This window comes from Halogeometricum sp. CBA1124, assembly GCF_009741955.1.
In the GTDB taxonomy this organism is placed as follows: domain Archaea; phylum Halobacteriota; class Halobacteria; order Halobacteriales; family Haloferacaceae; genus Halogeometricum; species Halogeometricum rufum.
In genome coordinates this window covers 1-11,975 of sequence record NZ_WPCD01000113.1, presented here as the reverse complement: position 1 = coordinate 11,975, position 11,975 = coordinate 1, and the positions used below count along the sequence as shown (strand labels likewise).

Below are 11,975 nucleotides of genomic sequence, written 5' to 3'. Positions count from 1 at the left end.
CTCCGGAGGCGTGTAGACGTACATGCAGTCGTTGCTGTAGGAGCGCCCGAACGTGTCCGCGTCCTCACAGCAGAGGACGCGGCCGTCGTCCATCACGAACACGTTGTCGATGTTGATGAGGGCGTCGTCGGCGACGTCAGCGGGGTCCGTCGCGTCCGGGCCGACGATGACCGGTTCGAGCGTCGTGATGTCGTAGTCCTCCGGTATCTGACTGCGGTACACCATGCCGCCGTCCACGCGGTCCATGCGAATGTCGCCCTCGTCGTCGCTGAGTCCGTCGTTGACCTCGGAGAGACCGAGGTAGATGTAGTCGCCCGGTTCCGCGCCGTGGACGCTGTCGATGCCCTCGCTCTTGCGGAACTCGACGGTCGCGCCGATCTCCTTGGCGGCGGCGCGGGTCTCTAGGAACGGCACCTTCCGGAGTTCCGGCCGCCCCGCGTCCGCAACCGTCGACTCGGGGTCCTCGCTCCACAGTTCGCCCCACTCGGCTATCTCCTCGTCGGTGATGTAGTCCCGATTGCCGTTCTCGGCGACTTCCATGTCGGCCTCTTTCAGCGCCGCTTCGAGGTCCTCCTGCCAGTCGGTGTCGGCGTGGTTTTCGAGGTAGTCGACCTGCCCGATGCCGTCGTACTGGGCTATCCACTCGGCCACCTCGCGGTTACTCGCGCGACTCAGCGCCAACCACTCGAGTTCGAGACTGGTCCTCGCAGGCGGTTGGTTCGCGGCGGCGTCCTGATTGGTCACTTTCGCCGCGTAGAGCGTTCCCTCGATGTCCATCGGGTCGTCGTAACTCGGGATGGGTTCGTCGGCGACGAACTTGTAGAAGCCCTTGTTGTCGCCGTCGGAACTCAGGTAGACGGTCTGCTCGTCGGTCTGGAAGTCCGGACACTCCCACGCGGCCCGACCGCAGACGTAGTACTTCACCGGTTTCGGCGGGTCCCCGCCGGGGTCTCGGAAGCCCATGATGTAACCGGTCCGGTAGGGGTTGGGGTAGGCTCGATCGATAGGGTCGAGCGTGTTCTCCGTGTACCCACTGGCCTGGTCCGGGGGGTGGTTACTGTCGCGTTCGGGGTCTTCCCCACCCACGCCGAGGTAGTACGCCTGCAGTTCGACGCCCGCGAGCGCCCAGTACCCCTGCACGGACCAGGCGTCGTCGCCGTAGTGTTCGTCGATGGCCTCCTGAACCTCGGCGGGGTTCGGGCGGTTCCAGAACTGCGCGCCGCCCCGGTGACCGACGCCGGTGCCGTCTTCGATGATGTCGCTGACCGTCGACGTCCCCGAGACTCGGGTGTGCGCGTACTCCTCTTCCGCCGTGACGGCCGTGTTCCACGGGCTGAGGTCGCCGTAGCAGTTGATGCGCGTCCCGCCGAGACTCCGGAGTTCCTCGGTGTTACAGAGGTTGATGGTGTTCTCTAAGTCCGCCTCCCACGAGCCGTCGTCGTTCTGGCTGATGGGCATCCGCGTGACGTTTCCGGGACTCGTCTCGAAGTTCGTGAACAGGTAGCCCTCGGTGCCGTCCTCGTTTTCGGCGACGAACTGGTTCATGTCCGGCGTGAAACCGAGGTCGAAGTAGCGCGACCCCGCGAACTCGTCGAGCGAGAGACCGCTCGGCGTCACCGGCATGCCGAGGTCCTCGTTGTCGCCGATGTTGTCGCCCTCGCTGGCGAGGATAGTGTACTGGCCGTCGGCGACGCGCACGCGCCGTTCTTCCTCGTTGGTCTGGGGCGTCGGCAGCACGTCGAAGTCGCTGTCGTCCTCGAACTGATAGCCCTCGACGTAGCCGATGCCGCCCCTGTTGTAGGGTTCCGGGTTCGCGCGACTCGGGTGCTGGAGGCTGAAGAACAGCGTTCCCGTCCGTGTGACGAACGGGCCCGTCACCTCCGCACCGAGCGCCGTCGACGCGAACCGCTTCAGGTCGCCGTCGACCCAGGGAGCGTCTGGCGTGTCTTCGTCGTGTTGCTTCGCGCCCACGGCGCCGGTCGCCACGCTCGCGCCGATGGCCGCCGCCACCGAACTTTCCATCAGGGTCCGTCTGGTGAGGTCCACCATACCATGCGGTACCACAAGTGTCAGTTTAACTATTTTCATAATCAATAGTGTGGTTTTGGATGTTTGTACTGATATATATCGAACATAGTGCGGCTCGATTGAACAACGTTCCCGAGGCAGATATATATCGAGGCGCCGGAGGCGTTCGGTCGTCGCGTCGGGTCTCACTCCAGACGCCGGGCGAGTCGAACGGTCAGAAAACGTAGAATATGGTCGACGAACCGAGGCTGACCGCAGAACGATCCGTTCGCTGACATCGTCGAGGGTCGCGTTTGTCGCTGCGGTACCGACGGCGAGGCGGGGTGCGACGACGAGGAAGAGTGCGGCGACGACGAGGTGGGCGGCGGTCGGACGCGTCACCGCCTGGGACGCCCTTCAACACTTTCAAGCGCGCTAGCCGCGAATCGCGGCACATGTACGACCGACTCAAGGGATTTCGTGACTTCTACGCCGAGGAAATGGCCGCCCGGCGGCAGGTGTTCGACACCGTCGAGGACGCCGCCGCGCGGTACGGCTTCCGGGAGATAGCGACGCCCGCCCTCGAACGGACCCAGATGTACGTGGACAAGAGCGGCGAGGAGATCGTCGAGGAACTGTACGCCTTCGAGGACAAGGGCGGCCGCGAGGTGTCGCTGACGCCGGAGTTGACGCCGACCGTCGCCCGGATGGTCGTCGAGAAGCAACAGGAGCTATCGAAGCCCATCAAGTGGGTCTCGACGCGGCCGTTCTGGCGCTTCGAGCAGGTACAGCAGGGTCGCTTCCGGGAGTTCTACCAGACGAACGTGGACATCTTCGGCTCCTCGGAACCCGAGGCCGACGCCGAGGTTCTCGCCGTCGCCGCCGACGCCCTCACCAGCCTCGGCCTGACGGCCGAGGACTTCGAGTTCCGCGTCTCCCACCGCGACATCCTCGGTGGTCTGCTGGACTCGTTCGACGCCGACGTGGACACGCGAGACGCCATCCGCGCCGTCGACAAGCGCGCCAAGGTCGAGGACGAGGAGTACCTCGGACTGCTGTCCGACGCCGGACTCTCATACGACCAGGCCCGCGAGTTCGACGACCTCATCGCCGCGGGTGACTTGGACGCCATCGCGGAGTTCGGCGGCGACGACGTGGCCGACGCCGTGGCGAACCTGCGGGCCGTCCTCGACGCCGCCGAGGACTTCGGCGCGCGGCGATACTGCGACATCTCGCTGACGACCGCCCGCGGCCTGGACTACTACACGGGCGTCGTCTTCGAGTGCTTCGACTCCACCGGCGACGTGTCGCGCGCGGCGTTCGGCGGCGGCCGGTACGACGACCTCATCGAGGAGTTCGGCGGCCAACCGACGCCCGCCGTCGGCGTCGCCCTCGGCGACGCGACCCTCCAACTGCTCTGCCAACGCGCGGGCGTCTGGCCCGACGAGGAACTCAGCACCGACTACTACGTCCTCACCGTCGGCGACACCCGGAGCGTCGCCTCCCGCGTCGCCCGCGACCTGCGCGACCGCGGTCACGTCGTCGAGACGGACGTCGCCGGTCGCAGTTTCGGCGCGCAGATGGGGTACGCCGACTCCGTGAACGCCGAGACGGTGGTCATCGTCGGCGAACAGGACTTAGAGAACGACGAGGTGACGGTCAAGGAGATGGCCAGCGGCGACCAGACCACCGCGCCCGTCGACGACTTCCCCGGCGACCGGGACCGCCCGACGTACGACGACTTCGCGTAGTCGAGAGCGTCGCGCCGGCGGCGGGTCGCGGGCCGTCCGAGTACTTTTGCCAGCGCGGCGTGAGGACCAGACGATGCCCGAGAGGACCGTCGGCGACGAAGCAGTCCCGACCGGGAACCGAAGCGGCCCCCCACGGAGCCCGGCCGACCGACGACGCGCGCGGACGCGTCGCGGACTCGGAGGACGACGATGCTGATGACCGGCGGCGTGTTCTGGATTCTGGTGTTGCTCGCGACGGTCACGAGTCTGGGCACGGCGTGGGCGCTCGGAGCCAACAGCAACTCGCCCCCGTTCGCACCGGCCATCGGCGCGAACGCGATTTCGACGATGCGGGCCGCGTTCCTCATCGGTATCCTCGCCGCGCTGGGTGCGCTCGCGCAGGGGGGGAGCATCTCGGAGACGGTGGGCGCTGGGCTCATCGACGGCGTCGCCATCACCTCGCTGGCGGCGACTGCGGGACTCCTGACCGCGACGGCGTTCATGGCCTTCGGCGTGTACACCGGCTATCCGGTCCCGGCGGCGTTCGCGACGACGGGCGCGATGGTCGGCGTGGGGCTGTCGCTCGGCGGCGCGCCGGCGCTGGACACCTACCGCCGCATCGCGACGTTCTGGGCGCTCGTGCCGCCGGTCTCCGGGACGCTCGCGTACCTCACCGCCACGGTGCTCCGCCGGGACGACATCCCCGAGACGGTCAGCGTCCCCCTGCTGGCCGGCGTCGTCGGAGCCATCGTCGCGAACGTCCGACTGAGCGTCATCCCCGCGCCGTCGGGTGCGCAGAACTCCGTCGCCGGGTTCGTCGCGGGCGCGCGGGAGCGCCTCCCGTCGCCGGCGTCGACCCCGCGGTGGTCGTCGTGACTCTCCTGTTCGGCGTCGTCAGCTTCCAGTACATCCGGCGACGAACGCAGCAGTCCGTCGACAAGGGAGTCAAGACGTTCCTGGTCGTACTCGGGAGCGTCGTCGCCTTCTCCAGCGGCGGGAGTCAGGTGGGGTTGGCGACGGGGCCACTGGAGAACCTCTACGGGACCGAACTCGGACTGCCGGGCATCGTCCTGTCGGTGCTGGGGGCGGTCGGCATCCTCGGCGGCGCGTGGATGGGCGCTCCGCGACTGCTGCAGGCGACCTCGCGGGAGTACGCCCAACTCGGCATCCGTCGCTCCATCGCGGCGCTCGTGCCGGGGTTCATCATCGCGCAACTCGCCATCGAACTCGGTATCCCCATCTCGTTCAACAACATCATCATCTCGGGCGTCATCGGCGGTGGACTCGCCGGGGGGTCCGCGGGCGTGTCCCGGCGGAAAATCGGGGTCACGCTGGCGTTCTGGCTCCTGACGCTCGTCACGTCGGTCGCCATCGGGTTCGGGGTCTACCGGGCGTTCGCGACGCTGCTCGGCGTGTGACCGTCACCGAACGACCGTCACGGTCACCGGCGCTTCGCTGACGACTTTCGTGGCGACGGTCCCGAGGAGGCGACTGACGAGTTCGCTCCGCGACCCGCCGTGACCGCCCATGACGACGTGGTCGACGTCGTGGTCGTCGACGTACGCGAGGATGGTCTCCGCCGGGTCGCCCGGTTCGACGGCCGTCTCCAGCGTCCGGTCCGTCTCGGCGGTCCGTCGCTCCGCGGCAGCGACGAGTTCGTTCGCCCGTTCGAGCGCGGCCTCCCGTCGGGACTCGTCGCTGCCGACGATGCCGCCCTCGCTCATCGAACTGTCGAGCGGGGTCACGACGTTCAGCACCGTCACCGGGCAGTCGAACGTGTCGAGGGCGTGGGTCAGCGCCTCGTCCGCCAGCGGCGACCCGTCCAGCGGAACGAGGACGTGCGTGGGTGGCATACACGCTCTCGGAGGCCGGGGCACAAGTAACCACGCCGAGTCCCCGGGCCGGGTGCGACGGCCCGGCGGCCGTCAGAGCCAACAGACGCCCGCGTCGCCTCTCGGTCATGACGACGCCAGACCGAACGTCCTCTTCCTGCTCACCGACCAAGAGCGCGCCGACCTCGTGGAACCCGGCGGGCTGCCGGTCGAGACGCCCAACATCGACCGCCTGCGCGAGTCGGGGACGTGGTTCGACCGCGCGTACACGCCGACGAGCATCTGCACGAGTGCGCGGGCCTCCCTGCTGACCGGACTCTACCCCCACGCCCACGGGATGATAAACAACAGCCACGAGGCCGACGCCATCCGGACGGAGTTGCCCGAGGGCCTGCCCACGTTCGGCGAGTTGCTCGCCGGCGCGGGCTACGAGAACGGCTACGTCGGCAAGTGGCACGTCGGTCGGACGTGCGGGCCCGAGGCGTACGGCTTCGAGTACTTCGGCGGGAGCGACGACCACCACGACGATTTGGACGAACGCTACCGTCGCTACCTGGAGTCGCTGGACGTGGACGCCGACTCGGAGACGGTCACCGACGCCGTCTACGCCGACGACGGCGACGAGGAGATGCTCGTCTCCGGCACCACGTCGCTCCCGCCGGAGGCGACGCGGACGTACTTCCTCGCGGAACTCACCGTCGACGCCGTCGAGCGTCGGGCGACGAACGGCGACGCCCCGTTCTTCCACCGGACGGACTTCCTCGGCCCGCACCACCCCTACGTCGTCCCCGAACCGTACGCCTCGATGTACGACCCCGACGACGTCGAACCGTGGCCGTCGTACGCCGAGACGTTCGACGGGAAACCGCGGGCTCACGACCGCTACCGCCGCTACCGCGGCGTCGACGACTTCGACTGGGAGACGTGGGCGGAACTCGTCTCGAACTACTTCGGCTTCGTCACGTTCATCGACGACCAGTTCGGGCGGATACTGGACGCGCTGGAACGGACGGGGCTGGCCGACGAGACGGTGGTCGTCCACGCCGCCGACCACGGCGACTTCACGGGGTCGCACCGCCAGTTCAACAAGGGGCCGCTGATGTACGAGCAGACGTACCGGATTCCGCTGGTGGTCCGCGACCCGCGGACCGACACCGTCGAGGAGAGCGACGCCTTCGTCCGCCTGCACGACCTGATGCCGACGTTCCTCGACTGGGCCGACGCGGAGACGGCGGCGGAGACGCACGCGCGGAGCCTTCGGCCCCTGCTCTCCGGCGACGAACCCGACGACTGGCTGGACTCGGTGTACGCGCAGTACCACGGCGACGAGTTCGGCCTCTACTCCCAGCGGATGGTCCGCACCGACCGCTACAAGTTCGTCTACAACGGTCCCGACCGGAACGAACTGTACGACCTGCGCGAGGACCCGCACGAACTGCGGAACCTCGCGGAACATCCGCACTACGAGGACGTGCGGGAGGCGATGGGGGAGCGACTGGCCGCGTGGATGGACGACGTGGACGACACGCTGGCCGGGTGGGTGCCGAAGACGCTCTAGTCGACGGCGGGTGGCCGACCGTCGCCGCTCAGAGGTAGCCGAGGTCCGAGAGTCGGGCCTTCGTCGAGTCCGTCATCGACACCTCGCCCCCCGTCTCGGCGTGTTCGAAGGAGTCGACCCACTGGTCGAGGCGGTCCGAGAGCAGACTCGTCCGCTCGGGGTGGTCGTCCGCGCGGTTCCACGTCTCGTCGGGGTCCGCGCCGACGCGGTAGAACCACTCGCTGCCGTCGGAGGCGGTGACGTACTTCTCGTCGGCCGTCCGGACCGCGCGGAGCGACCGGTCGAACGCCCGGACGCGGTCGGGTACCTCGCCGAATCGCGACGCCAGCGAGTCGGGCGACGGTTGCGGGCCGAGGTACTCCGCGAAGACGGCGTCGCGCGGGTCGCGTCGGGGTGGAGCGACCGGGCGTGCATCTGTCGCTCGAACGCCGGGTCGTCGATGCCGGCCGCGTCGAGGAGCGTCGGCGCGAGGTCGAGCGTCTGAACGAGGTCGTCGCGCCGACCGCCGTCGAACGGGCCGCCGCGGGCGACCATCGGCACGTGCAACAGCGTGTCGTACAGGTTGTACTGGTGGCCGAAGAAGCCGTGGTCGCCGATGTTCTCGCCGTGGTCGCCGAGGGCGACGAACACGGTGTCCTCCCACTCGCCGGCGGCGACGAGCGACTCGCGGAGGCGGGCCAGTTGGTCGTCGAGGTAGGCGAGCGACCCGCGATAGAGTCCGCGGAGCGCCTCGAACTCGCGGTCGTTCAGCGCGTACTCGCCCACGTCGTACGCCCGGGGGTCCTGTCGGAGCGTCGTCGCCTCGTCGTAGGTGGTGTCGGGCGGGAGGTACGGTTCGGCGTACTCCCGCGGCGGGCGGTACTCGGCGTGGGGTTCGATGAAGTTCAGAAAGCAGAAGAACGGCGTCTCGTCGTCGCGGTCGGAGAGCCACGAGTCCACCCACGACGTCGCCCGTTCGGCGCCGTCGCCGGCCGCGAACTCGTCGTAGACCAGGTTCGCCGCGTTGACGAGTGGGTTGCCGTCGAACAGTCTGTCGCCCGCGGCGCGCAGTTTCTCCATCGGATGCTCGGCCCGGGTGACGGTCCCGAGGTCGGTGTCCGACTGGACGTACTGCCAGCCCTTCCGGAGCGTGTCGAACCCGCGGCCGAAACCGAACTCCTCGGTCACCCACGTGTTGTTCGAGACGCCGACCGTCTCGTAGCCGGCGGCGGAGAACGCCTCCGCCAGCGTGCGGGGCGAGTCGTCGAGATACGTGTGGTCGCCGTGCGCACCGTGCTGTGAGGGGTACGTGCCGGTGAACAGCGAGGCGTGCGAGGGGAGCGTCCACGGCGCGGGCGAGAACGCGTTCGTGAACTCCGTCCCGTCGGCGGCGACGTCGGCCAGCGTCGGCATCGGCGACGAAGAAGCGGGAACCGTGTCGCGGGCGCGAGCCGTGTCGAGGACGGTGAGGACGACGTTCGGACGACTCATCGCCGCACCTCCGTCCGACGCGTCGTTCCGGCCGCATCGCGACGACCGGAGCGTATCTTCCATGCGGTCATAGTGAGAAAATTACGCCCGCATCGTTTCATGATTCGGGCTGTATATACCGCGGCGCGTCGAACCGCGGGCGATAAGTCCGAACGGCGACGAGGGCCACTCGTGCGCGCCTTCCGACTCGCCTACGACGGCCGGCCGTTCTACGGCTACCAGCGCCAGCCGTCGGTTCCGACGGTCGAAGACGCCCTGTTCGACGGCCTCCGCGCCCTCGGCGTCCTCGACGAGGAGGCGCGAAAGCCCGCGGCTACGCCGCCGCCGGACGGACCGACGCCGAGGTGTCCGCCGTCGCGCAGACCGTCGCGTTCGACTGCCCCGACTGGTGTACGCCGCGGGCGCTGAACGCCGAGTTGCCCGCGAGCGTCCGGGCGTGGGCCGCCGCCGACGTGTCCGAGGCGTTCCACGCGACGCACCACGCCGTCGAACGCGCCTACGTCTACGACCTGTACGCGCCGGCGGCGGACGCGTCGCTGGCGCGGGCGGCCGCCGCCGCCCTCTCGGGCGAACACGACTTCCACAACCTCACGAGCGACGACCGCGGGACGGTCAGAGACCTCTCCGTGCGCGTCGAACCCGACGGCGAGTTCCTCGTCCTCTCCGTCTCGGCCGGTGGCTTCCCGTACAACCTGGTCCGTCGCCTCGCCAGTCTCGTCCACGCCGTCGCCGCCGGCGACCGGTCGCTCTCGGACGTGGAGACGATTCTCGGCCCCGACCCGGTGACGGGCCCCGAGGGCGTCCCGGCGGCCCCGCCGGAGCCACTCGTCCTCGAACGCGTCGTCTACCCCGAGGTGACGTTCGAACGCGACCCGCAGGCCGTCGAGAGCGCGGCGAACGTCTTCGAGCGACGGCGACGGGACGGACTCGTCCGCGCCCGCGTGGCCGGGCGCGTCCGACGCGGCGTCGAGGGGGCGGCCGACGGGAGCGGTGGCGGCGAGAGCGCGGCCGGCGGGACCGGCGAGCTATAGACTCTCGGTAGCCGAACGGAGGCGAACACAGCCCTCATAGCAACCTCTTGGTCGCCGCGGACGGGACGGGCGGGTATGAGCTACGACGCGGTCATCGTCGACAACGACGGCGTCCTGACGAAACCGACGCCGACGAACGTCCACCGGGCCGCGGTGCGCGCCGCGTTCTCGGAGTTCGGGGTCGAACCGACCACGGAGGGCGTCGACGGCGTCGTCCACGGGAGTCTCACGCACGTCCGGCGCGTCTGCGAGGTACACGGCGTCGACTACGAGGAATTCTGGCCCCGCCACGAGGCGAACGCCGCCGCCGCGCAGGCCGCCGCCATCGAACGCGGCGAGAAGACCCTGTACGACGACGTCTCCGCCCTCGTGGACCTCGACCGGACGCTGGCGCTGGTGAGCAACAACCAGCACGAGACGGTCGAGACGATTCTGGAGGCGTTCGAACTGGACGGCCTGTTCGAGGTGGCGTACGGCCGCGACCCGACGGTGGAGGGCTACCGGAACCGCAAGCCGTCGCCGCACTACCTCGAACGCGCCATCGACGAACTCGACGCCGAGCGAGTCCTCTACGTCGGCGACAGTAACGTGGACGTGCTCGCCGCGAGTCGCGCCGGTGCCGACTCCGCGTTCGTCCGTCGCCCCCACCGAGAGGACTACCGACTGGCCGGCGACCCGACGTACGAGGTGCAGTCGCTCGCCGACGTCGCCTCGTTCTGCTGAGGCGTCTCCCCGACCAAGACGTACAGAATCGGCTACACTTTTGTCGGCCGTCGGCGAACCGGGCGGTATGGCCCTCCTCGAATCCGCCACGCGGACGCACCGCGACTTCGCGTACCACGTCACCGTCGGCGCCGGCATCTTCGCGCTCGTCTCCGGCGTGGGGTCGGTCGTCGGCGCGTCGCTCGGTGGGGGTGGAATCGTCGTCGCCCTCGTCGCGACGCTGCTCGGCGTCTACCTCGGCAGTCTGGAAGTCGCCGTCGCCGTCGAACTCGTCGTCGAAGCCGCGGGTGAGGCGCGGTGAGCGACGACTCGCCCGCGGACGCGCCGACAGGAGACGCGCCGACAGGAGCCGCCGCCCGCGAACCGGTCGTCTCGGAGTCGGCCGTCAGGGGCGGCGCGTACCACCTCACCGCCGCGTTCGTCGTGTTGGCGGTCGGTCAGTTCGTCGCCGGCCGAATCGCCGAGGCCGTGAGCATCCTCGATTTGGGCGTCCTCGCGTACGCCCTCGTCCTCGTCCCGGCCGTCTACCTCGCCGCGCGGCAGTTCCTCCGCGGCGTCGCTCTCGTCGTCGCCGACGTTCGGTAGCCGTCCCGGCGAGTCACTCCCACGCGCCGGGCCAGAGGTCCGCCGCGCGCATCCCCGTCTCGAAGTCGGCCGCGCGGAACGCGGCGGCGAGTTCGTCGGCCGCAAGGCGCGGAATCTCCTCAGTCTCGGCGAGTTCGCGGACGAGAAGCGCGGTCAGCATCGCGTGTTCGCGGACGTTCCGGTCGTCCACCTTGTCGCGCGTGTCGGCGTGAGTGTGCCCCCACCCGCGCCCGCGTTCGCCGCTGTCGCTGTGCAGTTGCACGGCGGGGACGCCCGCGCGGACGAACGGCCACTGGTCGCTGAACGGGTGCGGTTCCGTCTCCGTCTGGATTGGGTGTCGCGTCTCGTCGGCGACGCGTTCGGCCGCCGCCGCCGTCGCCTCGGAGGTGTGCGCCATCGCGACCAGGTCCCGGTATCGTCCCGCGCCGTCCACGTTCACGACGGCCTTCAGTCGGTCGTGGTCGAGTTCCTCGGCGAGGCGTTCGGCGCCGGTCAGTCCCGTCTCCTCGCAACCGACGCCCGCGACGCGGACGCGACGGGCAGGTCCACCTGCGAGAGGATGTGCGCCGCGGTGACGACGACGGCGATGCCGCACCCGTTGTCGAGGGCTCCCTCCGCGATGTCGTGGGCGTCGTAGTGGGCGAGGAGGAGAATCTCCTCGTCGGTGTCGGGGCCGAGGCGGCCGACGACGTTCTGGCTCTCGCCGGGCGTCGTCTCGGCGTCCACCGTCAGATGCGCCTCCACCCCCTCGTCGGCGTAGTCGGTCAACCACGCGCCGGCCTCCTTGCTCACGCCGACGGCGGGGGCGGCGGCCTCCTCGCCGAACTTCAGCGACCCCGTGGGCGGGAGTTGCCCGGGGACGTGGTTGACGAAGACGAACGCCTCCGCGCCGGCGTCGACGGCGTAGCCGAACTTCTCCATCCGGTGGACGAACCGGCCGCCCGGCGGCGTCGTCGTGGAGGCGACGGCTATCTTCCCCGCCACGTCGTGGTCGTCTATCTCGTCCGGCGTCCCGTGGCCCACGGAGACGAGTTCCCCC

General features: G+C 69.3%; 7 protein-coding genes and 4 pseudogenes. 7 read left to right on the top strand and 4 right to left on the bottom strand.

The window, feature by feature from the left end:
• Positions 1-2,049, bottom strand: a 2,049-nt coding sequence (locus GJ632_RS13525; RefSeq protein WP_191453234.1) for an alkaline phosphatase PhoX, incomplete at its 3' end; no start/stop codon positions are given.
• 413 nt (positions 2,050-2,462) lie between these two features.
• Here GJ632_RS13525 and hisS point away from each other — a divergent pair.
• The gene (gene hisS / locus GJ632_RS13520) at positions 2,463-3,758 is read left to right on the top strand and encodes a histidine--tRNA ligase (RefSeq protein WP_089809078.1); all 1,296 of its coding nucleotides are present in this window, start codon (positions 2,463-2,465) and stop codon (positions 3,756-3,758) included.
• Between the two features lie 195 nt (positions 3,759-3,953).
• Positions 3,954-5,155 (top strand): annotated as a pseudogene (locus GJ632_RS13515) (inorganic phosphate transporter).
• A gap of 3 nt (positions 5,156-5,158) precedes the next feature.
• Here the strand turns inward: GJ632_RS13515 and GJ632_RS13510 are convergent.
• Positions 5,159-5,590, bottom strand: a complete 432-nt coding sequence (locus tag GJ632_RS13510) for a universal stress protein (protein ID WP_191453233.1) — start codon at positions 5,588-5,590, stop codon at positions 5,159-5,161.
• A gap of 52 nt (positions 5,591-5,642) precedes the next feature.
• Here GJ632_RS13510 and GJ632_RS13505 point away from each other — a divergent pair, with 52 nt between their 5' ends.
• Positions 5,643-7,127: a sulfatase-like hydrolase/transferase gene (locus GJ632_RS13505; protein ID WP_343161179.1), complete on the top strand. Its 1,485-nt coding sequence runs from the start codon at positions 5,643-5,645 to the stop codon at positions 7,125-7,127.
• Positions 7,128-7,155: 28 nt separating this feature from the next.
• On the opposite strand, the pseudogene GJ632_RS13500 reads toward GJ632_RS13505, so the two are convergent.
• Positions 7,156-8,597 (bottom strand): annotated as a pseudogene (locus GJ632_RS13500) (sulfatase).
• Positions 8,598-8,768: 171 nt separating this feature from the next.
• Here GJ632_RS13500 and truA point away from each other — a divergent pair.
• From truA to GJ632_RS13480, 4 genes and pseudogenes are all read left to right on the top strand, one after another.
• Positions 8,769-9,628 (top strand): annotated as a pseudogene (gene truA, locus GJ632_RS13495) (tRNA pseudouridine(38-40) synthase TruA).
• Positions 9,629-9,703: 75 nt separating this feature from the next.
• On the top strand, positions 9,704-10,351 hold the full coding sequence (locus tag GJ632_RS13490) for an HAD family hydrolase (protein WP_191453232.1): 648 nt from the start codon (positions 9,704-9,706) through the stop codon (positions 10,349-10,351).
• A 67-nt stretch (positions 10,352-10,418) separates the two neighbouring features.
• On the top strand, positions 10,419-10,652 hold the full coding sequence (locus GJ632_RS13485; RefSeq protein ID WP_089809092.1) for a hypothetical protein: 234 nt from the start codon (positions 10,419-10,421) through the stop codon (positions 10,650-10,652).
• A complete protein-coding gene (locus GJ632_RS13480) occupies positions 10,649-10,936 on the top strand; it encodes a hypothetical protein (protein WP_197427998.1) in 288 nt (95 codons plus the stop codon). Before GJ632_RS13485 ends, GJ632_RS13480 begins: the two co-directional genes overlap by 4 nt.
• Before the next feature lie 13 nt (positions 10,937-10,949).
• On the opposite strand, the pseudogene GJ632_RS13475 reads toward GJ632_RS13480, so the two are convergent.
• Positions 10,950-11,975, bottom strand: a pseudogene (locus tag GJ632_RS13475) (M28 family peptidase); the annotation flags it as partial.

What these genes read in the sequence shown, in the direction of transcription:
- GJ632_RS13485 (WP_089809092.1), top strand. Translation starts at nt 10,419, where the DNA reads ATGGCCCTCCTCGAATCCGCCACGCGGACGCACCGCGACTTCGCGTAC.
- GJ632_RS13510 (WP_191453233.1), bottom strand. Translation starts at nt 5,590, where the DNA reads ATGCCACCCACGCACGTCCTCGTTCCGCTGGACGGGTCGCCGCTGGCG.
- GJ632_RS13490 (WP_191453232.1), top strand. Translation starts at nt 9,704, where the DNA reads ATGAGCTACGACGCGGTCATCGTCGACAACGACGGCGTCCTGACGAAA.
- hisS (WP_089809078.1), top strand. Translation starts at nt 2,463, where the DNA reads ATGTACGACCGACTCAAGGGATTTCGTGACTTCTACGCCGAGGAAATG.